Annotated in this window: 21 protein-coding genes; 5 read left to right on the forward strand and 16 right to left on the reverse strand. The window is 66.2% G+C overall.

Going from position 1 to position 23,522, the window contains the following annotated elements; translation table 11 throughout:
• Positions 1 to 417 precede the first annotated feature (417 nt).
• The 4 genes from ACZ5AC_RS05270 to ACZ5AC_RS05285 are packed head-to-tail and all read right to left on the reverse strand — an operon-like array spanning position 418 to position 2,477.
• Positions 418 to 915, reverse strand: coding sequence for an ECF transporter S component (locus tag ACZ5AC_RS05270; protein ID WP_464249904.1), 498 nt, complete (start codon positions 913 to 915; stop codon positions 418 to 420).
• Positions 912 to 1,508 (reverse strand): hypothetical protein, encoded by a 597-nt coding sequence (locus ACZ5AC_RS05275; protein WP_464249905.1) that lies wholly within the window; start codon positions 1,506 to 1,508, stop codon positions 912 to 914. The genes ACZ5AC_RS05270 and ACZ5AC_RS05275 overlap by 4 nt, the downstream gene beginning before the upstream one ends.
• Positions 1,496 to 2,020 (reverse strand): P-loop NTPase family protein, encoded by a 525-nt coding sequence (locus ACZ5AC_RS05280; RefSeq protein ID WP_464249906.1) that lies wholly within the window; start codon positions 2,018 to 2,020, stop codon positions 1,496 to 1,498. Before ACZ5AC_RS05280 ends, ACZ5AC_RS05275 begins: the two co-directional genes overlap by 13 nt.
• On the reverse strand, positions 2,013 to 2,477 hold the full coding sequence (locus ACZ5AC_RS05285; RefSeq protein ID WP_464249907.1) for a hypothetical protein: 465 nt from the start codon (positions 2,475 to 2,477) through the stop codon (positions 2,013 to 2,015). The genes ACZ5AC_RS05280 and ACZ5AC_RS05285 overlap by 8 nt, the downstream gene beginning before the upstream one ends.
• Positions 2,478 to 2,482: 5 nt before the next feature.
• On the opposite strand from ACZ5AC_RS05285, the gene ACZ5AC_RS05290 reads away from it, so the two are divergent.
• Positions 2,483 to 2,932, forward strand: a complete 450-nt coding sequence (locus ACZ5AC_RS05290; protein ID WP_464249908.1) for an NUDIX hydrolase — start codon at positions 2,483 to 2,485, stop codon at positions 2,930 to 2,932.
• Here the strand turns inward: ACZ5AC_RS05290 and ACZ5AC_RS05295 are convergent.
• Genes ACZ5AC_RS05295 through ACZ5AC_RS05305 form a run of 3 tightly spaced genes read right to left on the reverse strand, consistent with a single transcriptional unit; the run spans position 2,896 to position 4,910 of the window.
• Positions 2,896 to 3,462, reverse strand: a complete 567-nt coding sequence (locus tag ACZ5AC_RS05295; protein ID WP_464249909.1) for a TlpA family protein disulfide reductase — start codon at positions 3,460 to 3,462, stop codon at positions 2,896 to 2,898. The two genes, ACZ5AC_RS05290 and ACZ5AC_RS05295, sit on opposite strands and share 37 nt — an antisense overlap.
• Positions 3,459 to 4,229, reverse strand: coding sequence for a pseudouridine synthase (locus tag ACZ5AC_RS05300; protein ID WP_464249910.1), 771 nt, complete (start codon positions 4,227 to 4,229; stop codon positions 3,459 to 3,461). The genes ACZ5AC_RS05295 and ACZ5AC_RS05300 overlap by 4 nt, the downstream gene beginning before the upstream one ends.
• Positions 4,230 to 4,289: 60 nt before the next feature.
• On the reverse strand, positions 4,290 to 4,910 hold the full coding sequence (locus ACZ5AC_RS05305; protein WP_464249911.1) for a carbonic anhydrase: 621 nt from the start codon (positions 4,908 to 4,910) through the stop codon (positions 4,290 to 4,292).
• A 279-nt stretch (positions 4,911 to 5,189) separates the two neighbouring features.
• Here ACZ5AC_RS05305 and ACZ5AC_RS05310 point away from each other — a divergent pair, with 279 nt between their 5' ends.
• Positions 5,190 to 6,980 carry a KamA family radical SAM protein gene (locus ACZ5AC_RS05310; protein ID WP_464249912.1) on the forward strand — a complete coding sequence of 597 codons (1,791 nt, stop codon included), beginning with the start codon at positions 5,190 to 5,192 and terminating at the stop codon, positions 6,978 to 6,980.
• 61 nt (positions 6,981 to 7,041) lie between these two features.
• Here ACZ5AC_RS05310 and ACZ5AC_RS05315 read toward each other — a convergent pair whose 3' ends face one another.
• The 7 genes from ACZ5AC_RS05315 to ACZ5AC_RS05345 form a co-directional block, all read right to left on the reverse strand.
• On the reverse strand, positions 7,042 to 8,193 hold the full coding sequence (locus ACZ5AC_RS05315; RefSeq protein WP_464249913.1) for an ABC transporter substrate-binding protein: 1,152 nt from the start codon (positions 8,191 to 8,193) through the stop codon (positions 7,042 to 7,044).
• A 52-nt stretch (positions 8,194 to 8,245) separates the two neighbouring features.
• Entirely contained in the window at positions 8,246 to 10,330 is a 2,085-nt protein-coding gene (locus ACZ5AC_RS05320) for an ATP-binding cassette domain-containing protein (protein WP_464249914.1), read from the reverse strand.
• A complete protein-coding gene (locus ACZ5AC_RS05325; RefSeq protein WP_464249915.1) occupies positions 10,330 to 11,094 on the reverse strand; it encodes an ABC transporter ATP-binding protein in 765 nt (254 codons plus the stop codon). The genes ACZ5AC_RS05320 and ACZ5AC_RS05325 overlap by 1 nt, the downstream gene beginning before the upstream one ends.
• Entirely contained in the window at positions 11,081 to 12,079 is a 999-nt protein-coding gene (locus ACZ5AC_RS05330) for a branched-chain amino acid ABC transporter permease (protein WP_464249916.1), read from the reverse strand. Before ACZ5AC_RS05330 ends, ACZ5AC_RS05325 begins: the two co-directional genes overlap by 14 nt.
• Before the next feature lie 425 nt (positions 12,080 to 12,504).
• Entirely contained in the window at positions 12,505 to 13,365 is an 861-nt protein-coding gene (locus ACZ5AC_RS05335; protein WP_464249917.1) for a branched-chain amino acid ABC transporter permease, read from the reverse strand.
• A 278-nt stretch (positions 13,366 to 13,643) separates the two neighbouring features.
• Positions 13,644 to 14,765 (reverse strand): OmpA family protein, encoded by a 1,122-nt coding sequence (locus ACZ5AC_RS05340; protein WP_464249918.1) that lies wholly within the window; start codon positions 14,763 to 14,765, stop codon positions 13,644 to 13,646.
• 250 nt (positions 14,766 to 15,015) lie between these two features.
• On the reverse strand, positions 15,016 to 16,617 hold the full coding sequence (locus tag ACZ5AC_RS05345; RefSeq protein WP_464249919.1) for a bifunctional aminoglycoside phosphotransferase/ATP-binding protein: 1,602 nt from the start codon (positions 16,615 to 16,617) through the stop codon (positions 15,016 to 15,018).
• Between the two features lie 238 nt (positions 16,618 to 16,855).
• Here ACZ5AC_RS05345 and ACZ5AC_RS05350 point away from each other — a divergent pair, with 238 nt between their 5' ends.
• On the forward strand, positions 16,856 to 19,939 hold the full coding sequence (locus ACZ5AC_RS05350) for an EAL domain-containing protein (RefSeq protein WP_464249920.1): 3,084 nt from the start codon (positions 16,856 to 16,858) through the stop codon (positions 19,937 to 19,939).
• A gap of 1 nt (position 19,940) precedes the next feature.
• On the opposite strand, the gene ACZ5AC_RS05355 is transcribed toward ACZ5AC_RS05350, so the two are convergent.
• Both ACZ5AC_RS05355 and mutY read right to left on the reverse strand, forming a co-directional pair.
• On the reverse strand, positions 19,941 to 20,750 hold the full coding sequence (locus ACZ5AC_RS05355; RefSeq protein WP_464249921.1) for an esterase/lipase family protein: 810 nt from the start codon (positions 20,748 to 20,750) through the stop codon (positions 19,941 to 19,943).
• Positions 20,747 to 21,904, reverse strand: coding sequence for an A/G-specific adenine glycosylase (gene mutY, locus ACZ5AC_RS05360; RefSeq protein ID WP_464249922.1), 1,158 nt, complete (start codon positions 21,902 to 21,904; stop codon positions 20,747 to 20,749). The genes ACZ5AC_RS05355 and mutY overlap by 4 nt, the downstream gene beginning before the upstream one ends.
• A 144-nt stretch (positions 21,905 to 22,048) precedes the next feature.
• Between mutY and ACZ5AC_RS05365 the strand changes: the two genes are divergently transcribed.
• Entirely contained in the window at positions 22,049 to 23,050 is a 1,002-nt protein-coding gene (locus ACZ5AC_RS05365) for a glycosyltransferase family 2 protein (RefSeq protein WP_464249923.1), read from the forward strand.
• Positions 23,051 to 23,089: 39 nt separating this feature from the next.
• Positions 23,090 to 23,512 (forward strand): hypothetical protein, encoded by a 423-nt coding sequence (locus ACZ5AC_RS05370; RefSeq protein ID WP_464249924.1) that lies wholly within the window; start codon positions 23,090 to 23,092, stop codon positions 23,510 to 23,512.
• The last annotated feature ends 10 nt before the right edge of the window (positions 23,513 to 23,522 follow it).

Below are 23,522 nucleotides of genomic sequence, written 5' to 3' on the forward strand. Positions count from 1 at the left end.
ACGGTTGGATCTGCGGTGCATTTGGAATGGGCGGACACATAGGTTCGTCATTTGGAATGGGCGGACACATAGGTTCGTCGTTTGGAGTGGGCGGACACATAGGTTCGTCGTTTGGAGTGGGCGAACACATAGGTTCGCCCCTACGGGATGTGGCGCGGCGGTTCAAAACGATGTCTACCGGTCTGCGTTCGTGCCTCTCATGGCCGGCATGATGCCGGAAATCTCGGCAAATGATCAGGATCGAATGGCGACGGTAGGGGCGGACCTACGTGTCCGCCCTCCCATCGTCTGGAAATGGGCGAACACATAGGTTCGTCGTTTGGAGTGGGCGAATACATAGGTTCGCCCCTACGGGGTGTGGTGCGGCGGTTCAAAACGATGTCTGCCGGTCATGCATGGCCGGAGGGCTGGGCAGGTTCAGATCATCCCCGTCTTCCTGAGGGCCTTGGCGGCGAAGAAGCCGCCCACGGCGCCGCCTACGGCCTGGATCACGTTGGCCAGGATCTCGGCCGCCGCGCCCTGCAGGCCGATGTTGGGCATCAGCGTCTCCCCGATGAAATACGTGGCGATCATGGCCAGCCCGCCCAGGGCCAGCATGGCGTACTGCGTCGCGCCGGTGCGGCTCGCGGCTACGGCTGCCAGGGCTCCCTCGGCGCCCTTGGCCAGGAAGGTCAGGGGGGCGAAGACGGCGAAGCCGCCCAGGACGTCGGCCAGGGCCGAGCCCACGCCGCAGGCGGCCAGGGCCCAGAGCGCCCCCTGGCGCGGGTTCATGAAGCCCAGCACCAGGCCGCCGAAGACCACGGCCACGTCGCCGACGTTGAAGTAGCCCCGGCTGGGCAGGGGGATGCGCACGAAGAGGGTGGTCAGGCAGGCCAGGGCCGTGATGGACAGGGCGGCGATGCGGATATTTTTCATGGTTCCTTCCTCAGATGACGGGTTCGGTGGTCAAAAAGCTCCAATGTCTTCTCGGTCTGCTGGTAGATGCTGATGTAGGCGGCCACGATGACCCCGCACAGCCGCAGGAACCTTCCGCTGCGGCGGCCGGCGAAGTGCGGCGTCAGGTCCATGAAGAAGCGGTAGCGGTGCAGCAAAGGAGTACATTTTTCCATGACGGCCTTCAAGACGATGGCGTTGCGGCGGGCCCCCGGACGGAGCGGCAGGCCCATGATGTCGCGGAAGGTGATGGATTCCAGGCCGAGCTTCACGATCAAAAACGAGTTGGGGAAAACGAGGGCCTTGAGCAGGGAGTCGCTCAGCCAGTCCGTGCGACCCATGAGGCCCGCCCATTGAAAGGCCGCTCCGAAGGCCAGCAGGGAGAGAACGAAGGGCAGCACGAAGAGGATCGACCGCCATGCGGAGCGCAGGCCTCCCCTCCAGGCCGCGGTGGCCAGCAGCACGGCCAGCAGCGCGGCCTGCAGTCCCATCTTTCCGTACCATGGGCCGAAGACGAAGAGTCCGAAAAAGGCCGACAGCAGGGCGAGGATCGTCGCGACTTTCAGACCGGCCACAAGCGCTCCATGCCGAGGTGAACCTCCGGCCTTCCGGCGTCGGGCCGCTCGAAGGTGAGTTCGAAGCCGTCCGGCAGGTCCGGCCTGACTCCCGGCCTCTCCAGGTGCGAGACCTGCACGACCCAGCCGAAACGGCCCAGGCCCAGGGCGTCGAGCTGGGGGGCGGTCAGGTATTTGTCGAATTCGTCAAGAATCACGACCTCCCGGCAGCCGCAGGCCTCGATCCAGGCCGAGGCCAGTTCCCCCAGGCCCTGCGGCGCTTCGAGGCCCATCAGGGCCAGGGTGGCGCGCATGGTGTTCTGCTGCAGGTCCATGTCCTGGGCCAGGTACAGCAGGCAATGCCGGTCCCGCAGGTTTGGGATGAGCACGTGTTCGAGGAAGGTCGTCTTGCCCGCGCCGTTCTCCCCGCGCAGGCGCAGCCAGCTTCCGCGGGGTAGCCGCAGGTCGCGGGCGAGCTCATAGCGCAGGCCAGCGTTGGGGACGGGGTAGGTTCCGGCGTCAAGTTCAAGCATGGCTACCTGCCGGTAGCGGTTCTTTCCCGACCAGGGTGAAGAGGTCGGCCTCGGGCAGGACGGTCGCGAAACGGTCCAGGAGCAGTTCGCGGTTGCGCGGCGAGAGGGTTTCGAGGACGTGCACAAGCAGGATGCGCAGAGGGCGGCGCGGCAGCAGGGCCATGAGGGTCAGGCAGCAGATGATGGCCTGCTCCCCGCCGGAATAGGACGAGAGCAGCCGGCCGGGTTCGAGGCGGACGCCGAACAGGGCGCACTCCCGGCCGATGTCCGCGAGGGCTCCTTCCCCGGCGCCCAGGAGCAGGAGTTCGTCCTCCAGGGTGGTGCCGACGAAGAGGTTGTGCATGTCGATGACGCAGTGGTCGCGGCCGTGCAGGGTCAGGGGCGAGGCGTTCACGGGCGTCCTGCGCTCCTCGGATTTGTTTTGCTTGACTGGCTCGGGCGGTGATGCAATGGACATGCTCCATGATCAAATACAGTATCGAATGCTGGCTCTACAACGATCTCCAGGACCGCTTCCTGCTGCTGCGCTGTCCCGTGACGCACCGTCATGATGAATACTGGCAGCCTGTGACCGGCGGCCGCAACGCCGAGGAACCCTGCGTCGAGGCCTGCCTGCGCGAAGTGGAGGAGGAGACGGGGGTGAAGCTCGCCGTGGAGATGCTCGAAACCGTCATCCCGGAATTCTGCTTCTGCATCCCCGAAGCCCGCATCGAACTGCGCAAGCCCGTCTATCTGGCGAGGGTGCGCAGCGAAAAGGTCGTCCTCTCGTCCGAGCACATCGGCTACTACTGGTTCGACGCCACGGAAGTGGAGAGCCACCTGCACTGGGACTCCAACAAGGAGTCCTTCCGCCAGGTCCTGGCCTTCACCCGCCGTCAGTTCGCTCCCGCCCCCAGCAGCCCTTCCAGATAGGCGACGATCTCGTCGCCGTCCCAGCGGGCCATGCCCGTGTGCCCGAAAACCACCCTGCCCTGGCGGTCGAAGATGTACGTCGTCGGCAGCCCCTCGGCCTGAAGTTCCGGCGGGACGGGCGGGTCGAACACGTACAGCGGCATGTCGAGTTCCCTGGACATCGGGTGGGCGCGCACTTCATCCGCGGTCTCGGTGCTGATGCACAGCACGCGCAGGCCGTCGTTCCCCTCGAATTTCTTCCACAGATTCCGCAGGTACGGCATCTCGGCCCGGCAGGGCGGGCACCACGTGGCCCAGAGGTTCACGACCACGACCTTTCCGCGCAGGTCCGCAAAGGACGTGGCGCGGCCGTCCAGATCCGAGAAGGTCCCCTGCAGATCGCCCAGGCGGGTCATGGCAGGAAGTTCCGGCTGGCCGGCGTCGGCGTCGACGAAGCCGCCCATGATGACAAGGGCCGAAGCGGCTTCCAGCAGAAGCAGGGCGACGGCGGCGAAAAGGGCGCTCAGAGCCGGGTGTCGTTGGGTATTCATGCGGTTCCCCCGCCCTGGGTCAGGCCAAGGCTCGTTTTCAGGCTGCGGATTTCTCCGGGGCTCAGGTGACGCCATTTCCCGGACGGCAGGTCGCCCAGGGTCAAGGGCCCAAGCCCCACCCGCTTGAGGCGCAGGATGGTCAGCCCGAGGTCGCGGCACATGCGCCGGATCTGACGGTTGATCCCCTGGCGCAGGGTCATGCGCAGCAGGGTGCCGCCGCTGCGCAGCGTCCGCGCCTCGACGTCCACCGGGGCAAGCGTTTCCCCCTCCTCAAGCCGCATGCCCCGGCGCATGACGTTCAGGGCATCCTCCGGCACGGCCTCCCGCACCACAGCCTCGTAGAGCTTGGGGTGCTCGTGGCTGGGGTGGGTCAGGCGCAGGGTCACCTCGCCGTCGTTGGTCAGCAGCAGCAGCCCTTCGGACATGAAGTCCAGACGCCCCACGGGAAAGAGGCGCAGCGCACGTAACTCGCGCGGCAGCAGGTCGAGGACCGTCTGCCGGCCCTGGGGGTCGCGGACCGTGGTCACCGTGTGCGCGGGCTTGTGCAGCATGATGTACACGGGCTCTGCGCTCTGGCTGCCTCGCACGGGCTTGCCGTCGCAGGCCACCTCGTCGCGGCCCGGGACGACCCGCGTGCCGGGCTCGCGCTGGACCGCGCCGTTGACCTTCACCCGGCCGGCCTGGATCAGGGCGTCGGCCCCGCGGCGCGAGGCGATGCCGGCATCGGCCAGGTATTTGTTCAGACGCACTTCACTGTTTTCGGACATGGGCGAAGCAATAGGGAGAAGCCTGCCGCAGGGCAAGCAAAAAGGCGGCCGGCTTCCGGCTCAGTCCGTCTTTGCGGGGCGTTTCAGGTCGATATGCTCGGGTTCCTGATGCCGGCCGCCGCGCGTAATGCACAGGTCGTGGATGAGACCGTTGGAGATTGAGTAGATCCAGCCGTGCAGGTAGAGGGAGCGGCCCCGTTCCCACGCCTTGCGCACGATGCTGTTCAGGGCCAGGTTGCGGACCTGGAGCTTGACGTTGAGTTCGCACATGTCGTCCAGGTTCGGGGTCTGGTTGCGCTCCATGAGATCCTTCACGTTCTCCAGCCAGTGAGCCAGCAGGCCCGGCGTCTGGTCCTTGAGGACGGCGTCGATGCCGCCGCAGCCGTAGTGGCCGCAGACGATGATGTGCTTCACCTTGAGCACGTCCACGGCGTACTGAAGGACGCACATGAGGTTGATGTCGGTGTTGATGACCTGGTTGGAGATGTTGCGGTGTACGAAGACCTCGCCGGGCATGACGCCGATGAGCTGGTCCGCGGGCACGCGGCTGTCGGAGCAGCCGATCCAGAGGAACTTGGGCTTGTGCTGGTTCTCCAGCTTGCTGAAGAAGCCCGGGATGTTCTTTTCGACATTCTGGGCCCAGATCCGGTTGTTATCGAGCAGCTTGGCTATTTCTTTCATGTCTTTCATCCATTTGGGGTTTGGTCCGTACTGATTGTTTACTCATTTTGTCCGGATCGCGCAATGCATCTCACATAGCCGGAAACGATCGGGCCGCTCGGGTGGACCTGAATCGCGGGTTTGGCTAGAATGGCTCTCCGCCGGCCGGAACAGTCACCCGGCCCGGCAGCGCAGACGCCTCACCGCAGGCCGGCGCATCCCCTCCACGCCTTTGCATCATGCTCCCTTCCGCCGGCATCGGGCGTGGAACCCGTTCACTCCAATCCCTGTGAGGTAGCAATGATCCTTGACAGCTCACGCTGGTGCGCGCGCACCTTCGCCGCGGAACACGCCGGCATCCTCGACGTGGTCAGGACCGCCGACGACCTCGACGCGGCGCGCAAGGCGCTCTACCTTTTCGTGACCGAGCGTCAGTATCTGATCCTTTTCGACGACCGCGAGCATACCGCCTTCGAGATGACCGTGGCCCGTGACTGCGCACGCGTCCTGCGCGCTGTTCTGGCCAGAGGCTCCGACGCGCGCGCCGGCTTCAGCGTGGCCCAGGCCCTGTGGGACCTGGCCCGCGGCGTGGAGCGCGAGGACCTGACGGCCGGCTTTTTCGCCGAGCTGTCCCACCTTTTCCACGGCCTGAAAGGCACGCCCCTGGGTGTAACCCCCGAACCCTCGGCCCTGGACGAGGTCAGCGGGCGCGAGGCGGCCGTGGCCAGGTCCCTTGAACTCGACCGCATCTGGGAGGGCATCGAGCAGACCATGGCGCGCTACGAATCGGGTCTGGAACCGGCCTCCATGGACCGGCGCAGGCAGCGCAGGCAAGAGCTCCAGGCACTTTTCGGGGTCTCGGACCGCGAGTGGGATGACTGGCACTGGCAGGTGCGCAACATCATCGAGGACGCCGAAGGCCTGGCCGGGGCCGTCACCCTGCGCGATGACGAGCGGACCGCCGTCATGCAGGCGGTCCGGACGAAACAGCCCTTCGGGATCACGCCGTATTACGCCTCCCTCATGGACAACGACCCCGCAACCGGCCGCGACCGGGCCTTGCGCGCCCAGGTCATCCCACCGGCCTCCTACGTGGAGTGCATGGCCGCCCATGGCGACAGCCGGTCCAAGGCCTTCGACTTCATGCGCGAGGCCGACACGTCGCCCATCGATCTCGTCACGCGGCGATACCCGGCCATCGTCATCCTCAAGCCCTTCAACACCTGCCCGCAGATCTGCGTCTACTGCCAGCGCAACTGGGAGATCGAGCGGGCCATGGCCCCCGGCGCCATGGCGTCCCGGGCCGACCTGGAGCGCGCCGTGGAGTGGATCAGGCGCCACCCGGCCATCAAGGAAGTCCTGGTCACGGGGGGCGACCCGCTGGCCATGGGCGACGGGCCCCTGGAGCGCATCCTGAAAAGCGTCGCGGACATACCCCACGTGGAGCTCATCCGCATCGGAACGCGCACGCCCGTGACCCTGCCCATGCGCATTACGCCGGGGCTGGCCCTCATGCTCGGCTCGTTCCGTGAGCCCGGGGTGCGCGACGTCTGCCTGGTCACTCACGTGGAGCATGTCTCGGAAGTGACGCCGGAGTTCGTGACCGCCGTGGACAGGCTGAAGCGGCAGGGGGTGAGCGTCTACAACCAGCTCGTCTTCACCTTCCACGTCTCCCGGCGCTTCGAAGCCGCGGCCCTGCGGCGTCTCCTGCGCAGATGCGGGGTGGAGCCCTATTACACCTTCGCGCCCAAGGGCAAGGAGGAGACCGAAGCCTACCGCGTGCCCATCGCCCGCATCCTGCAGGAGCAGCAGGAGGAGGCGCGCCTGCTGCCGGGAATGCGCCGCACCGACGCGCCCGTCTTCAACGTGCCTGGCCTGGGCAAGAACCATCTGCGCGCGGCCCAGAACCGCGACGTGGTGTCCATATTGCCCGACGGTTCGCGGGTCTACGAGTTTCACCCGTGGGAGAAGAACATCGTCGAGCGCGATTCCTACATCGGGCAGGACGTGCCGATACTGACGTATCTTGAGCGCCTGGCCGCCATTGGTGAGGATACGGACGAGTATTCGAGCATCTGGTACTATTATTAGGGTGAAAAAAAGCCTCCCCGGCGAGGGGGAGGCTTCGGCTCGTCTCTGACGACTCCGTTGGTCACTTGGCCAAGACGAACTTGCCGTCCTTGACCTGGACCATGACCATGGAGTCCACGCCCAGGCCATTGTGGTCCTCGGGGGTCAGGTTGTAGACGCCCGAGATGCCTACGTAGTTCGTGGTGGCCTCGATGGCCGCGCGCAGGGCCTCGGGCTCGGTGCCGGCCTTCTCGATGCCCTTGACGACGAGCATGATGGCGTCCCAGGCGTAGCCCGAGTGGGTGTTGATGGGGAACTGCTTGGCGTAGCCCTTCTCGGTGTAGAGCTTGATGAATTCCTGGATGACGGCCTTCTGCGGGTCCGTGTCCGGGAGCTCGTCCGCGACCATGAGCTTGGTGGCGGGCATGCGGTTGCCCTCGGCGGCGGGGCCGGCCAGCTCGACGTACTTGGGGTCGGGCAGGCCGTGGCACTGGAAGAGGGGCAGGTCTATGCCGAGCTGGGCCACGTTCTTGGCCGAGATGGCGCCGGCCGGGCCGGTTGTCCAGACCACGAGGGCCTGGGGCGCGGCGTTCTTGGCCTTGGTCAGCTGGGCGGTCATGTCCGTGTCGCGGGCGCCGAAGGATTCCTTGATGAGGATCTCGATGCCGAACTCGGGACCGAGCTGCTCCATCCAGCGCAGGCCGTCCTTGCCGAAGCCGTCGTCCGCCGAGAGCAGGGCGATCTTGGTCAGGCCCTTGTCCTTCAAATAGGTGAAGAGGCGCTTGACCGCGATTTCCGAGCGTTGGGGGGACTTGAAGACCCAGTCGAAGGGGCCGAACTTGCCGCCCATGATGACCGGGTCGCCGCCCACCGTCATGACCGTGGGCGTCTTGCCGTCGTGGACGATCTTCTTCACGTTCATGCCCGTGTCCGTCAGCGTAGGCCCGATGATGGCCACGACCTTGTCCTTGTGGATGAACTTGGTGGCGATGTTGGCCGCCTTGGCCGGGTCGCCCTCGGTGTCGGCGACGATCAGCTCGATCTTCTTGCCGCCGATGCCGCCTTCGGCGTTGATCTTCTCCACGAGCATCTCCGCCACCAGCTTGCTCGGCGTGCCGATGAAGGACGCGCGGCCCGACAGGTCGAAGAACCCGCCCAGCTTGATGGTGTCCTCGGCCAGGGCCGGGGCGGCCAGCAGCATGAGGCCGGCCAGAAGTCCTATGATCCTGCACATGTCGTCTCTCCTCTGGAAAATGGTTGTTGCCGTTGTGGGAACGCCCTTGAAATTACACGATCTCGTCCTGGATGCGGCTGTCGAAGACCCGCTGGCTCTTGCGCTCCGAGCGGGGGAGGCTGCCGTAGTCCACGATGTCCAGATCCACGGAGACCATGAGCTGCCGCTTGATCTGATGCACGGCCTCGTGGGCCATCTCCGGCGCGCGGGACGCCCCCACGCCCTCGGCCCGCTCCACCACCAGGCGCAGGTTGTCGCGACCGCCCTCGCCGCGGGTCAGGTGGATCTGGTACTCGGAGCCCAGTCCCGGCACGGCCGAGAGGATGGTGTCGATGGAGCTGGGGTAGATGTTCACGCCGCGGAACTTGATGGTGTCGTCGGAACGGCCCTTGATGCGCGAGTGGCGGGGCATGACGCTGCCGCAGGTGCAGGGGCCGGGGATGATGCGCGTGATGTCTCGGGTGCGGTAGCGGATGAGCGGCGCGCCCTCCTTGCATAGGGTCGTGACGACCATCTCTCCCCACTCGCCGTCGGGCAGGGGCTTGAGGGTCTCGGGGTCCAGGATTTCGAGCAGGTAGTAGTCGCTCCAGTAGTGGATGCAGTCGTGGTCCGGGCATTCGATGCCGGCGCCGGGCCCGTAGAGCTCCGTCAGGCCGGTGATGTCGAAGAGTTCGGCTCCGCCGAAGAGTTCCGAGATCTTCTTGCGCATGGAGCGGCTGGAGCGCTCGGAGCCGTAGATGATCTTCTTCACTGCGATCCTGTCGGCGATGCCGCGCTTGTGGATCTCCTCGGCCATCAGGAGTGCCATGGAGGCCGTGGAGCAGAAGACCGTGGACTGGAAGTCGAGCAGGAACTGGATCTGCATGTCGATGTTGCCCGGCCCCACGGGCACGGCCAGGGCCCCGACCCTCTCGCAGCCGAGCTGGAAGCCCATGCCCGCGGTCCACACGCCGTAGCCCACGGCGATCTGCACGCGGTCCAGGGGCGTGATGCCGGCCGTCTGGTAGCAGCGGGCGAACATGGAAATCCAGTCGTCGAGGTCCTTCTGGGTGTAGCACATGACCTTGCGCTTGCCCGTGGTGCCGGAGCTTGCGTGCACGCGCACGAGCTGCTCGAAGGGCACGCTCTTCAGGGGGAAGGGGTATCCGTCGCGCAGGTCCTCGGTGGTGGTGAAGGGCAGGCGGCGCAGGTCGTCCAGGCTCTGGATGGAGTCGGGCGTGACGCCGGCGGCCTCGAGCTTGGCGCGGTATGCGGGCGAGCCCTCGTAGGCGTGGCGGACGGTCCACTTGAGTCCTTTGAGCTGGTGGGCCTGGAGGTCCTCGGCGGAGGCGAAGGCGGGCATGAAATCGGTCTGCATGGGCGGTTTCTCCAGTCGGATATTGGTCAGCCCGGCCGCGCCGAGGCGGCTGGCCGAGGGGTTGTCGTGGCTGGCCGCGCCGAGGAAGGCGGCGCGCAGGGCCGGGTCCAGGAGCAGGTCGCGGCTCTTGCCCTGTTCGACGATCCTGCCGCCGGCCAGCAGGTAGGCCGTGTCCGAGGCCGACAGGGCGCGGGCGGCGTTCTGCTCGACGACGAGAATGGTCGTGCCGGCGCGGGCCAGCTGGTGGATGATGGCGAAAATCTCGTCGGTTATGATGGGCGCCAGTCCCAGGCTCGGTTCGTCCAGGAGCAGGAGGCGGGGCCTAGCCATCAGCGCCCGGCCCATGGCCAGCATCTGCTGCTCGCCGCCGGACAGGGTGCCGGCCAGCTGGGTGCGGCGTTGCCCCAGCTTGGGGAAGCGGGCGAAGACCTCGTCCATGCGCCGCCTTTCCTCGGCCTTGGGCAGATTCAGGGGGATGGCGCCGAGCTGGAGGTTCTCCAGGACCGGCAGGTCGGCGAAGACCTCGCGGCCTTCGGGCGACATGGCCAGCCCCAGGCGGACCATGCGCGCCGGCGTGGCGCCGGTCACGGGCTTGCCGTCGAGGAGGATCTCCCCACCCGAGGGTTTGAGCAGGCCCATGATGCATTTGAGCAGGGTGCTCTTGCCCGCGCCGTTGGCCCCGACCAGGGCCACGGTCTGCCCGGCCGAAACGGCCATGTCGATGCCGAAGAGGGCCTGGGCCGCCCCGTAGTGGGCCGTGAGGTTCGAGATGGTCAGCATCAGGCCGTGGCCTCCATTCGTCCGAGATAGGCTTCGAGCACCAGCGGGTTGCGGCGGACTTCGTCGGCCGTGCCCGTGGCGATGCATTTTCCGCTGTCCAGGACCACGACCAGGTCCGCGATGTTCATGACCAGGTCCATGTCGTGCTCGACCAGCAGGATGGTGTGGCCGGCCCGGCGCAGGTTGCGCAGCTGCTCGCCCACGGCGGCCGTCTCCTCGGCGTTGAGGCCGGCCACGGGTTCGTCCAGGAGCAGGAGCTTGGGGCGCCCGACGATGGCCCGGGCCAGCTCCACGCGCTTCTTGTCGCCGTAGGCCAGGACTCCTGCGGGCCATGAGGCCTTGTCGGCCAAGCCGAAGGCGTCCATGGCTTCGAGTGCCCGCAGGCGCAGCTGTCGCTCGCGGTGGCGCAGGTACGGCAGGCGCAGCATGGCCATGAGCATGGAGTCCCCGCCCTCGCAGGTCAGGCCCGTGAGCACGTTGTCCAGGACCGAAAGGCGCGGGAAGAGCCGCAGGTTCTGAAAGGTGCGGTGGATGCCCAGGCGCGTGACCTTGTGGGTCGGCAGCCCGGCGATGTCCGAGCCCTGGAAGAGGACCGCGCCGCTCGTGGGCGGGTTGACGCCGGTGATGCAGTTGATGAGCGTGCTCTTGCCCGCGCCGTTGGGCCCGATGAGGGCGGTGAGCCGTCCCACGGGTACGGCGAAGGACACGTCCTGCAGGGCTGGAAGCCCCCCGAAGTTCTTGCCCACGTCCTCAAGCCGCAGCATGGTCGCGCCTCCTCAGGGCCAGGCGGACCCGGACCATGTCCGTCAGGCCCGTGATCAGGCCCTGGGGCAGGAACATGAGGACCAGCACGAGGATGCCGCCGTGCACGAAGTCCTTGTAGGTGTCGAAGAACTCCACCCACTCGGGCATGAGCGTCAGGAAGGCCGCGCCGAAGACCGAGCCCCAGATGGAGCCCATGCCGCCGACCACGACCATGATGACGAAGTCCGTGGAGGCGAAGATGCCGAAGGTGTCGGGGCTGACGTAGGCGTAGCAGTGGGCGAAGAGGCTGCCGGCCAGGGATGCCAGCACGGCCGAGAGCACGAAGACCTTGACCTTGGTGGCGCGCGTGTCGACGCCCAGGCAGGCGGCGGCCGTCTCGTCCCCGGCCAGGGCGGCCATGCCCCGGCCCACGCCGCTGCGCACGAGATTCAGGCACAGCAGCAGGCAGGCCATGGCGAAGCCCCACAGCAGGTAGTGCAGGCTGACGGGGTCGTCGACGGCCGCGCCAGGCACCGAAAGGCTCGGGATGCCGGCGAAGCCGCTGGGCCCGCCCGTGACCTCGTCCCACTGCAGGAGCACCGTGTGCACGACGTAGTTGAGACCCAGGGTGGCCATGGCCAGGTAGTGGCCCGAAAGACGCAGCACCGGGATGCCCACGGCCAGGGCCACCACGGCCACCAGGGCGGCCACCAGGAACATGGCCGGCCAGGGGGGCAGTCCGAAGGTCACCGTGGCAACGGCCGAACCGTAGGCGCCCAGCCCGAAGAAGGCCGCGTGGCCGAGGGATATCTGTCCCGTGTAGCCGATGAAGAGGTTCAGGCCCAGGACCACGATGGCGTTGATGGCGATGAGGTTGGTCAGGCCCAGGGTGTAGGGGTTGTCCTCGACGAGGGGGAAGAGCAGCAGGGCCGCGGCCATGAGCGTCACTGCCAGGCCGGTGCGGTGGAGGGTCAGGAAGTAGAGGAGTTGTTGTCTGCCGGTCATGGAAATCCTTATTGCCGGTCATCGGCCGGGAGGGCCGTCGGGTGCGGCGGTGCCGGGAAAGTATAATCGATTTGGCCGGGGGTAAAGTTCGGAGATGAGCATTTCAAAAGTCAGGAAAAGCGCATTTCATATGAAGGACGGTTTGCCGGGGTGAGCTTTCCGCCCGCCGAAACTCCTTCGCCGGCTTCGTAACGTTGAACCATTGCCTGCAGCGCGTAAGACTGCATCAACGCGCCAGGCAATGGTTCAACGAACGATGCCTGGCTCAGTCAGACAGTCGGCGACCGAAAAGCCCACCCCGGCAAACCTTGAGCATGCTCCGTCAATGGCGTCCTGTCAGAAGAAGGAACACAGAGGATTTCTTCGCAAACATTCGCGGGAGAGCCTGTGCGTCGTTTTTCCAAATAACCGTAAAAGAACGTTCGCTATTTTCCCAGCAACCCCTTGGGCCTGACGAAGAGCACCAGCAGCAGGACCACGAAGGCCACCACGTCCTTGTAGGCGCTGGACACGTATCCGGCCGAGAGGGACTCCAGGAGCCCCAGGCCCAGGCCGCCGAGAATGGCCCCCGGGAAGGAGCCGAAGCCGCCGAGGATGGCGGCGGCGAAGCCCTTGAGGCCCAGGAGCACGCCCACGTCGTAGTTGAGGGTCGTGATGGGCGTGACCAGCACCCCGGCCAGACCGCCCAGGGCACCGGCGATGGCGTAGCTCGTCAGGCGGATGCGCCCCGTGCTGATGCCGACCACGGCCGCGGCCGTGGGGTTGGAGGCCACGGCGCGCATGGACAGGCCCAGGGGCGTGCGGTGGAAGAACCAGGTCAGCACGGCGATGGCGACCACGGTCAGGCCCAGGATCCACAGGGCCTGGGGCAGGACGCTGGCGCCCAGGATCTGCACGGGCACGTCGGGGGTCAGGGGCGGCAGGGCCATGCGGTTCTTGCCCCAGACCAGCTTGATGATGCCGCGCACGATGATCGACAGGCCCACGGTCAGGAAGATGAGGACCAGGTGGTTGTCCGAGCGTGCCGGGCGCAGGCCGAAACGCTCCACGAGCATGGCCGCCAGGGCGACCAGGAGCACGGCCAGGCCCAGGGCCGGGACCGTGGGCAGGCCCAGGGCGAAGAGGGCCGAGAACATGAACATGCCGCCCAGGGTAACGAAGTCCACCTGGATGAAGTTGACGATGCCCATGGTGTTGCTGACAACGCAGAAGCCCAGGGCGATGAGGGCGTAAATGGCCCCGCTCGTAAGGCCGCCGAAAACGTATTGCAGGAGATCGGTAAGCAAGATGACTCCAACTGCTTGATATGCGGTACTATGCACACGTAGTCGAGACAGTCGGGAATTTCAAGGACGAGAGGTCCACCGGCCGTCTTGCGCGTACGCATTCAGCCCGGTTCCGGTCCCGAGGCATTGACGGTCGATGGCCGGGCGAAATTCCCGGCCCGGCGGCGCGGTTGCCCGGCGAAGCCGATTCAGCCGGTCCCGGCCAGCCATCCGCCAGGCGACAAAAAAGGCGGCCCCCGTTGCGGCAGCCGCCTCTTTTTCCGTCATGTGAAGTCGGATTACTTCTTCTTGTAGACGCCCTTCAGCACGGCCTCGATGCGGCGGTTTTCGGCGCGGCCGGCGTCGGTGTCGTTGCTGGCCACGGGCTTGGACTCGCCGAAGCCCACGGCGGTGAGCTTGGAGCCGTCCATGCCGAGCTTCTTGACCAGGTACTCACGCACGCTGTTGGCGCGGCGCTGGGACAGCTTCTGGTTGTATTCGTCGGTGCCCTTGGAGTCGGTGTGGCCGTCGATCTCGACGGACACGCCGGGGTACTGCTTCATGAAGGTGGCGAAGTCGGCCAGTTCCTGGTGGTACTGGGGCTTGATGTCGGACTTGTCGAAGTCGAAGTTGACCTTCAGCTTCACGACCATGGGGATCGGGCAGCCGGAGGCGTCGACGGCCAGGCCGGCGGCGGTGCCGGGGCAGGTGTCCTTGCAGTTGTCGACGCCGTCGGCGTCGTCGTCCAGGGCGCAGGGGTCGGAAGCGACGGCCTCGTCATAGAACACGGCCTTGACGAACTGCTTCATGGCGGCGTCATCGGCCAGCTGGGCGGCGGAAGTGGCGACGCCGCAGGACTTCAGGGCGGTGATGTCGTCCAGCAGCTTCTGGTTGCCGCTCACGGTGTCGGCGAAGCTGATGGTGTGGAAGCAGACGTTGTATTTTTCGGCCATGGCTGCGGCGACCTTCAGGGAGCCTTCGCCGGCGTTTTCCTGGCCGTCGGACAGGATGATGACGGCGTTGCGGCCGGAAGCGCCCTGCAGGGCGGGCTCAAGGGCCTTGAGGCCGACGCCCAGGGGGGTGGGGTTGGCACCGATGAGGGTCGGGACCTTGGCAACGGAGGCGCCGTAGGAAGCGACGGTGAACGGGGCCAGGGCCTGGATTTCGCCGGCCGGGGCGGCGGTGTTCAGGCCGCCGTTGTAGCCCAGTTCGGGGATCATGGCGTTCATGCGCTCCAGGAGGGCCTTGGCCAGGACGATCTTCTTGTCCTTGGTGTCTACGTACTTCTCATCCATGGAACCGGAACGGTCGACCAGGATGATGAAGTTGTCGACCTTCTTGACCAGGTTCTGGGCCGCCATGGCGCCGGTGGCGACAGACAGGGCCAGGAACATCAACAGTACCAATGTGCATTTTCTCATTCTCGACTCCTCAGGTTGATATGTGATCTGTAAAAATGTCGTGAAAGACGAAGCGGCCCACCTATAAAGCAAAATGCCCGCCAATGACGAGCATATTTTTAAAAATTTCTATTTGATTGAAAATACAGGATATTCAACGCCATGTCCCGCCGCTTGCACGGCGGTGGCCAGACCCTGGGACCATACCGCGACCGGCGGGATGACATGTCGTCTTTCGTATATTTTCAGGCGCATATTCGCTTCGTCCCTGTCAGCGAAGCCGGCCGGCGATGCGCTCGGCCTGAATTGTTTTCAGGGCGTGGGCCCTGGAAAGCAGAATATGGAGGCAGGATTCTACCGTTTCATCCGTATCGATACGTAGGTATGTATCTTCGGGGTGTGAGTCGAACCCTTCGTAGCGCTTCTGCATTTCGTCCAGATGGAACAGCCGGGCGTCGGATGCGCCCGGAGACGTGTCGCGCATGGCCAGTCGGCGCTTGAGGGTTGCGGTGGAACAGACGCAATGCGCGAAGACGATGTCCGTCTTGAGGTCGTCGGCCAGTTGGATAGCGGACCGGCGCCATCTGGATTCGGAAAAGGTGGCGTCCAGGACCACGGACGACCCGTTCCGGAGCCGCTCCATAGCCAGGTTGAGGAGTCGGGCGTAGATGCGGCCGCGCAGCAGGGGGCGGTACGGGCCGGCGTCGATGGGAACCACCGATGCGCCAGGCATCTCCCCGTCCTCCTTGCGGACGGCGTCAGAGGAGAAGAGGGGCATGAACAGCGCCGCCGCGGTCCGTTCGGCCAGGGTCGATTTGCCGGAGGATGGAAGGCCGCAGAAGACCCACAGCGTCGGCCGTCCGAAGGACAGGGCGTAGCGGAAGGCCAGATCCAGGTAGGCTCGGCTGTCGCTTTGCAGGAGGGCGCGTCGATCCTCGTCCGCCTGGTCCATGGACATGCAGGAGACCTTGAGCCTGACCAGGGCGCGGTATGCGGCGTAGAAATCCAGCAGCGCGTAGACCTCGGGGTCGGACGCCGCCCGGGCGTAGAACGCGACGAGGCTGCGGGCGGCCTCCGCGAACCCCAGGCGATCCAGGTCCATCTTCAGGAAGGCCAGGTCCAGGGCCGTGTCGCCGTACCGGAAGCGGTCGTTGAACTCGATGCAGTCGATGATCTGAATGCCTTCGTGAAGGTAGACGTGGTCAGCGCGCAGGTCCCCGTGGCCGTCCCTGATCCTACCGCTGCGCACGCGGTGCCGGAAGAGGTCCTGGTGGTCCTGCCAGAACGCGCGGCTGACCTGCCGGATGAACTCCCATTTGTCCGCGTCCAGTAGACCGGGGACATATGGACCGATCTGCTCGAAGTTCTCCTCCATGTTGAAGCGGATGAGTTCCGGGTCGCCGAAGCCGTCGATGTCCGGACTGCGCAGGGCTCCGGCGTGGAAGGCCGCCAGGACCCGGCCGAGGTCCTCCAGCCGGTCGTCATTGAACGTCCCCGATTCCAGGAGGTGCGCCAGGTTCGCCTCTTCGGGCAACTGCCGCATCTTCACCGCGTACTCGACGACGCGTCCCCCGGGCCCGAAGGACAGCCTGCCGTCGTCCTCGTGGATGTCGACCACACCGGCATAGACGCCGGTGCTCAGGCGGCTGTTGAGTTCGGCCTCGCGTAGGCAGAAACGCCTGCGTTCCCCGAGGTCGCGGAAGTCCAGAAAACCGAGGTTTTTGGGTTTCTTCAGCTTGTAGGCCCACTGTCCGGTCAGGAGGACCGAGGAAATGTGCGTCTGCCTGATTTCGATCCCTGACACCTCGTGGGGGTAGAAAGCGGGATCGGACATGGCCAGCACGATGGCGTCGAGTCTGGAGGGTGGGTTCATTGCGGTCTCCCTTTTGGGCGAGCATGCCACGAATGGCGGTTTCGGTGTACCACAAATACCGCTGCGCGCAAAATTTTCCATGTTCTCCTTCCGGACGCGCAGTCTGTCGTTTCAGGCATTTGACAGCGCAACGCCCGGCGTGCATAGGCTGTGCGGGTATCATCCCAGGCGGCCGGAAAATTCGGCGGTTCGAGATTTTTCGTTGCCCGTTCGGCACGTTGAAACTATTGTCATACATATGTCCTACAGTCCGTTCGCCAGCCTGCGCATCCGCACGACCATCGTCCTGACCGCCATTTTCACGGCCATGGGGCTCGCCTGCGTGCTCATGGCCGGACTCATCATTTCCGACCGCGTCGACGGTTTCGAGCGGGAACTGGCCGCGGCCAACGCGCGTCGCGCCCGCAACGCCCTGCAGCAGGACATGAACAGGATCGACGCCCTGCTCAAGGACTGGGCGTGGTGGGACGACACCTACGCCTTCATGCACGAGCCGACGGAAGAGTACGTGGCCAGCAACGTCACCCCTGACGTTTTCCGCAACCAGCGGCTGAATGCCATGATCTTCGTTTCCGTTTCCGGGGAGATTCTGCACGCGTCCTTCAAGGACTCCGAGAACGGTGAATTCGGCGCTCCCGTGCCGGGCCTCATCAGATACGTGCAGGAGGCGGTCCGGATGGAAGCCGCTGGGCGTGGATCTGGCGGAGGCACCGCCGTGGCGCAGATCGACGGGAAGCTCTGGATAGCCGGGAGCAAAACCGTCCTCACCTCTCAAGAGAGCGGGCCGTCCAGGGGCTGGCTGTGGATGATCCAGGAGATCGACACGCCGTACATGCTCGAACTGAAGCGCCGCACGGAGCTCGATCTGGGCCTCATGGTCGCCTCCGAGAGGGCCCTGCCCGAGGCCATGCGTCCGCTGCACGGGGCTGCGGAAGCCTTCGACAAGGCCGTGGTTGTTCCGGAGCGGACGAGAATCTGGAGCGGCCTGCTGATCCCCGACGCCGCCGGCGGCGAACCCATCGCCATCATCGCCAACGCCCCGCGGGAACTCGCGGTGTATGTAAGTTCGGCCATGAGAAACAGCCTGGCCGTGGTCATCTTTTTCGGGGTCGTCGGCTTTTTCGCCGGTCTCTTCTTCCTCGACAAGAGCATTCTTTCCCGACTCGCGGACCTGCGTTCTCGTTTGGTGCGGGACGCCCCGGACGCGCAGATCTGCGCCCTGGACGCCAGTTGCGACGAGATCGACCAGCTGAGCATGATCACGGACGCGGCCTTCCGGTCCGTGCGCGAGAACGAGCGCTTCCTGGCCGAAGTACTGGCCGTCCTGAAGGTCGGCGTGATGCTCATCCGCAAACGGGACAAGGTCATCGTCATCGCCAACCGTTACGCCTGCGAACTTCTCGGCAAGACCGAGGAGGAGGTGCTCGGAAGGTCCTGCCACAAGTTCGTCTGCCCGACGGAATCGGGAAAATGCCCGGTCATCGACCTGGGGCAGGTCTGCGACAACTCCCGGCGGGTGCTGATCGGCCGCGGCGGGGAGCGCATCGACATCCTCAAGTCCGCCACCACCGTGACGCGCAGCGACGAGGAGTACCTTCTGGAGACGTTTCTGGACATCCGGGAGATGGAGCAGACGCGGCGGCTGCTGGAACAGTCCGAGGCCCGTTACCGAGCCATCTTCATGAACACCGGGACGCCCGGCATCCTGATCAACGACGACACGACCATCGCCGTGGCCAACACGGAGTTCCTCCATCTGGTCGGGGCCACGGAGGAAGACGTTGCCGCGCACCCGTCCTGGATGCGCTTCTTCGTGGAGGAGGACGCCCGGCGCATGCTGAACTACCACGTCCGGCGCCGCGAGAGCGAGGACTCGGCCCCGCGCTCCTACGAAGCCCGCCTTGTCGACGCTTCCGGGGGCATGCATTTCGTTCGCGTCACCGTGGCCCTCATCCCGCGCACGAAGCAGTCCATCGCCTTCTTCCTCGACATCACCGACATGCGCCGCGCCGAGGCCAAACTGCAGGAACTGGCCTATACCGACGCCCTGACGGGGTTGCCGAACCGGCTCTGCGCACTGGACCGCCTCTCGAGGACCCTGGAGAGCCTGCGCCCCCATTCCGGCAGCCTGGCCGTGCTGCTCCTGGACCTCGACGACTTCAAGATCGTCAACGACTCCTGGGGCCACGCCGCCGGCGACGTGGTGCTCATGGAGGTCGGACAGCGCCTGGCCTCGGTGCTGACCACCTCGGAAATGGTCGGCAGGCTCGGCGGCGACGAGTTCATCATCGTTTCGGCCGTGGGCGCCGGGGAGGAAGACTGGGCCGACCTGGCCAGGCGCCTCATCGAAACCCTGAGCAAGCCCTTCCATCTCGAAGACTCGGAGATTCATCTCGGCGTGAGCGTCGGCATCGCCGTCTTCCCCCGGGACGGGGAGACGGCCGGGCAACTGGTGCGGTGCGCGGACCTGGCCATGTATCATTCCAAATCGGCGGGAAAGAGCATGTTCCAGTTCCACTCCCCGGAGCTGACCCTGCACGTGCAGCAGCGCATGGAGATCGAGCGGGAATTGCGCCTGGCCCTGGACGCGGGGGAGATCGAGGCCTTCTATCAGCCCATCATCGACCTGGAGAGCGGCCGCATCGTCGGGGCCGAGGCCCTGGCGCGCTGGCGCAAACCCGACGGGACGCTGATTCCGCCGGCGGCGTTCATTCCGGTGGCTGAACAGACGAACCTCATCACCGACATCGACCTCGTCGTGCTCTCCCAGGCCTGCCGACAGGCGCGGTTCTGGAGCGACGAGGGGCACGGCGACCTGCGCGTCTCGTGCAACATCTCGGCCCGCCATTTCCAGCGCGGCAACCTGCTGTCGGAGGTGCGCAGGATCCTGGGCGCAAGCGGCCTGCCGGCGGTGCGCCTGACCCTCGAGGTCACGGAGACGGTCTACATGGAGAACATCGAGCAGGCCCGGACGATCCTCGATTCCCTGCGCGGTCTCGGGGTGTCCACGGCGCTGGACGATTTCGGGACGGGGTACTCGTCCCTGTCCTACGTGCGGTCCCTGCATTTCGACGTGCTCAAGATCGACCGGGCCTTCGTCAAGAACCTGCCCGACGAGTCATCCCTGGCCCTGGTGCGTGCCATGCTCGGCATCGCCGACAGCCTCGGCATCACGCCCCTGGCCGAGGGCATGGAGAACACCGGCCAGTTCGACCTGCTCAAATCCCTGGGGTGCCAGTTAGGGCAGGGCTACCTGTTCTCGCCCCCGGTCCCGGCGGACACGTTCGTGGGCCTGCTCGCGCGCCAGGCGCCGACGGACTGAATCAGGCCGGGCGCCGCACCCATTCCAGCGCCTTATCGAACACGTCGCGTGAGTGCAGCATGGCCACGTGGCTCACGGGCCGCGTCTGCCGCTCATCCCAGCCCTGCAGCCCGCAGCGCAGGGCGGAATTGGGCAGGACCATGTTGTCGGCCGGGGAATAGAGGGCCAGGCAACGCACGTCGGCCGGGGTCGGCAGGGTGGCGACCCGCATCACGGTTTCGCCCCTGTAGGTCAGGTAGCGCCCCAGGGATGAAAGGGCGAATGGGGAGAGCTTGCTGCCTCCGTAGGGCGTGCCGAGGGTGACCAGCGTGCGGATGCGCGGGTCGGGCGACTGGGCCAGGGCGCAGCGCAGCAGCAGGCCGCCCAGGCTGTGGCCGACGAGGTGCACCGGCCGGTCGGGGTTTTCTTCCAGAATTTTCGCCAGGTATGTCGTGAGGTCGGCTACGGTCTCCTCCCACCGCGAGCCCCAGCTGGCGTAGCGGAAGCAGGCCGTGCCGAAGCCTTGGGCGTGCAGTCGGCGCCGGAACAGAATCCAGGCCCCCGGGTTGTGGAAGAGCCCGTGGACCAGGACGACCAGCGAACTGCCCGGGGTGGGCCTGGACCACAGGCCCGGCCACAGGCCCAGGGGATGCAGGGCGACGATGACCAGTTCGCTGGCCACGCTGCGCAAGGCCGTCCGCCCGGCCATGGCCAGGAAGGGCGCCAGCGGTCTTCCCGACTGGTTCGTTTCCTCGTAGCAGTAGAGGGTGTAGGTCAGGAGGGTGACGATGCCGACGAAGCCGACCAGGGCGAGGAGCAGGAAGGTGATCACGGCCGCACCCCCGCCAGAAACTTCACGTCCGCGTCGAGGTGCCTGACGAGCTTGCGGTGTCCGGCCGGGAAGGCCAGGGCCCTGATCTGCGACCATGTGGCCCAGCGGTGTTCCTGTGCGGCGCGCAGTTCAATCTCGGCAGGGTCCGAGAGCAGGGTCACGGCGTAGGCGTACAGGGTCACTCGGTACCTCGTGAAGGAATGCCTGAACGAGCCGATGGGTTCGGGGTGGTTGACGGCCAGGCCCGTCTCCTCCAGATATTCTCGGATGACGGCCTGCTGGGGGCTTTCGCCGTCCTCGACGATGCCGCCGGGGAATTCCCACAGGTTGGCCCAGATGTCGTCGGGCATCCGTTTCTGGGCCAGGACGAGCCCGTCGTGGACGAGCACGCCCGTGGCCATGGTCAGGTAGACGGGCTCGGGGGGCACCGCCGTGACCGGCCTGTCCTCCTGCACGCCGAGGGCCCTGGCCCGGCACCATCCGGCCAGGGGGCAGGCGACGCAGGCCGGGTTGCGGGGCGAGCAGACCAGGCTGCCCAGCTCCATCATGGCCTGGTTGAAGTCCCGGGCCCGTCCGGGGGGCAGCAGGGCGGCGCAGCGGCGTTCGATCTCCGCCCTGGCCTGCCGGGACTTGACGGGGACGTTGATATCGTACAGGCGGCTGGCGACCCGCTCGACATTGGCGTCGATGACGCAGACGTCGCGGCCGAAGGCGATGCTGGCCACGGCCCGGGCCGTGTAGGGGCCCACCCCCGGCAGGGACTGCAGGCCCTCCACCGTGTCGGGCAGGCGACCGCCGAGGCGCTCGTGGACCTCGCGCGCCGCCTTGTGCAGGTTGCGCGCGCGGGAGTAGTAGCCCAGGCCCTCCCAGTGCTTCATGACCTCGTCCTCGTGGGCCTCGGCCAGGGACGCCACGTCGGGGAATCGCTCCATCCAGCGCGCGAAGTAGGCCACGCCCCGCTCCATCTGGGTCTGCTGGAGCATGATCTCCGAAACCCAGACATGGTAGGGCTCGTAGGTGCGTCGCCAGGGCAGGTCGCGGCGGTGGCGCGAGAACCAGTCGAGGAGGGCGTCGGCGAGGCCCTCATCGGGCGCTTCCGCCAACGGGCGGGTCGAGGGCATGGTGGTGTCCGTCTGCAGGTTGAGGGTGTTCATCGTTTTGTTCTGGAATCGGTTCCGGGTGCGTCCTGCTTCGGTCAGCGCCTCGGGTGCTGTCAAGACCGGCGGGGAGGGGAGAGTGTCGTCGATGATCGTCTTGTGTCCGGCGTTCTGCCGCGTGCTCCCGTACGGGGGCGCGCAATGATCTCCGTGGTGCTGCCGTGCTTCAACGCCGAGGCGGGCCTGACCCGTTGCATGGAGAGCCTGCTGGGCCAGAGCTGGCGGGACTTCGAGCTCGTGGCCGTGAACGACGGCTCCTCGGACGCCACCCTCGACGTGCTGCGGGCCTTTGCCGGCCTGGACGACCGCGTGCGCGTCTTCGACCGCCCCCACGGCGGGGTGGTGCAGGCCATGAATTTCGGGCTCGAACAGTGCCGCGGGGAATACGTGGCGCGCATGGACGCCGACGATGTCTGCCTGCCGGACCGCCTGGCCCTGCAGAAGGCGCACCTGGACCGCCACCCGCACATCGGCCTCGTGGGCGGGCGGGTGCGCTTCGGCGGGGACCCGGAGGCCGGGCGCGGCTACAAGGCCTACGTGGACTGGACCAACACCCTGGTCGCGGAGGAGGACATCCGCCTGCACCGCTTCGTCGAATCGCCCCTGGCCAACCCCAGCGTCATGTTCCGCAAAGAGCTTGTCAGCCGCCACGGCGCGTTTTATGACGGCCCGTTTCCCGAAGACTACGAATTTCTGCTGCGCTGGATGGACGCGGGCGTGCGCATGGACAAGGTGCCCGAGGACGTGCTGGTCTGGAACGACCCGCCGACCCGCCTGACCCGCAACGACCCGCGCTACGACCCCGACGCCTTCCACCGCGTCAAGTCGGGCTACCTGGCCGGATGGCTCAGGGCCCGCGGCGTCGACCGGGTCTCGGTCGTGGGCGGAGGCCGCGTGACCAGACGGCGCGCGCTGATGCTCGAAGAGCACGGCGTGGACATCGAGCGCTGGCTCGAGGTCGATCCGGACAAGATCGGCCAGACCGCCAGCGGCCGCCCGGTCTGTTCCTGGCACGACCTGGGGGCGCCGGACGGGGAGTTCCTGCTGTCGTACGTCGGCAACCGTGGAGCCGGGGCGCGCATCGCCAGGGAACTCGCGGAGCGCGGATGGCGCATGGGTACGCATTTTCTGCTGGCCGCGTGAGGGCCGGCATCACACAGTCACCCCAGGAGGTGAGGCATTATGGATATGATCAAGTTCGCCAAGGATATGGAGACGGTGCTGCGCAAGGTGGCCACGGAATTCGAACCCATTTCCGAACCGGCCGAGGACGGCGCCCTGTGGGGCTTCGAGCTGGGCGAGGACGCCAGCGGCTTCCTGTCCCTGGAATCCAACCAGGGCACCCTCGACGTGCCCACGGTGACGGTGTCCCTGTCCCTTGGCTCCATCGAGGAAGTCACCAAGGAGGATCTCATGGACCTCCTGACCATCAACGGCGACCTGCTGGGCGCGTCCCTGACCATCACGCCGCCCCTGGGCGAGGAGCAGGAGGAGTTCCTCATGCTGCAGACCAAGTTCGTGGCCACGGAGTTCTCCGAGGACATGTTCAACAAGTCCGTGACCTCGCTCATGACCCAGATGTCCATCTTCTTCGAGACGGAGTAGGCCGGGCCGG

It is taken from the genome of Desulfomicrobium aestuarii (assembly GCF_055385525.1).

What these genes read in the sequence shown, in the direction of transcription:
- ACZ5AC_RS05305 (WP_464249911.1), bottom strand. Translation starts at nt 4,910, where the DNA reads ATGAAAGAAATAGCCAAGCTGCTCGATAACAACCGGATCTGGGCCCAG.
- ACZ5AC_RS05325 (WP_464249915.1), bottom strand. Translation starts at nt 11,094, where the DNA reads ATGCTGCGGCTTGAGGACGTGGGCAAGAACTTCGGGGGGCTTCCAGCC.
- ACZ5AC_RS05340 (WP_464249918.1), bottom strand. Translation starts at nt 14,765, where the DNA reads ATGAGAAAATGCACATTGGTACTGTTGATGTTCCTGGCCCTGTCTGTC.
- ACZ5AC_RS05295 (WP_464249909.1), bottom strand. Translation starts at nt 3,462, where the DNA reads ATGAATACCCAACGACACCCGGCTCTGAGCGCCCTTTTCGCCGCCGTC.
- ACZ5AC_RS05370 (WP_464249924.1), top strand. Translation starts at nt 23,090, where the DNA reads ATGGATATGATCAAGTTCGCCAAGGATATGGAGACGGTGCTGCGCAAG.
- ACZ5AC_RS05315 (WP_464249913.1), bottom strand. Translation starts at nt 8,193, where the DNA reads ATGTGCAGGATCATAGGACTTCTGGCCGGCCTCATGCTGCTGGCCGCC.
- mutY (WP_464249922.1), bottom strand. Translation starts at nt 21,904, where the DNA reads ATGAACACCCTCAACCTGCAGACGGACACCACCATGCCCTCGACCCGC.
- ACZ5AC_RS05350 (WP_464249920.1), top strand. Translation starts at nt 16,856, where the DNA reads ATGTCCTACAGTCCGTTCGCCAGCCTGCGCATCCGCACGACCATCGTC.
- ACZ5AC_RS05300 (WP_464249910.1), bottom strand. Translation starts at nt 4,229, where the DNA reads ATGTCCGAAAACAGTGAAGTGCGTCTGAACAAATACCTGGCCGATGCC.
- ACZ5AC_RS05290 (WP_464249908.1), top strand. Translation starts at nt 2,483, where the DNA reads ATGATCAAATACAGTATCGAATGCTGGCTCTACAACGATCTCCAGGAC.
- ACZ5AC_RS05270 (WP_464249904.1), bottom strand. Translation starts at nt 915, where the DNA reads ATGAAAAATATCCGCATCGCCGCCCTGTCCATCACGGCCCTGGCCTGC.
- ACZ5AC_RS05320 (WP_464249914.1), bottom strand. Translation starts at nt 10,330, where the DNA reads ATGCTGACCATCTCGAACCTCACGGCCCACTACGGGGCGGCCCAGGCC.
- ACZ5AC_RS05365 (WP_464249923.1), top strand. Translation starts at nt 22,049, where the DNA reads ATGATCTCCGTGGTGCTGCCGTGCTTCAACGCCGAGGCGGGCCTGACC.
- ACZ5AC_RS05280 (WP_464249906.1), bottom strand. Translation starts at nt 2,020, where the DNA reads ATGCTTGAACTTGACGCCGGAACCTACCCCGTCCCCAACGCTGGCCTG.
- ACZ5AC_RS05310 (WP_464249912.1), top strand. Translation starts at nt 5,190, where the DNA reads ATGATCCTTGACAGCTCACGCTGGTGCGCGCGCACCTTCGCCGCGGAA.
- ACZ5AC_RS05330 (WP_464249916.1), bottom strand. Translation starts at nt 12,079, where the DNA reads ATGACCGGCAGACAACAACTCCTCTACTTCCTGACCCTCCACCGCACC.
- ACZ5AC_RS05345 (WP_464249919.1), bottom strand. Translation starts at nt 16,617, where the DNA reads ATGAACCCACCCTCCAGACTCGACGCCATCGTGCTGGCCATGTCCGAT.
- ACZ5AC_RS05285 (WP_464249907.1), bottom strand. Translation starts at nt 2,477, where the DNA reads ATGTCCATTGCATCACCGCCCGAGCCAGTCAAGCAAAACAAATCCGAG.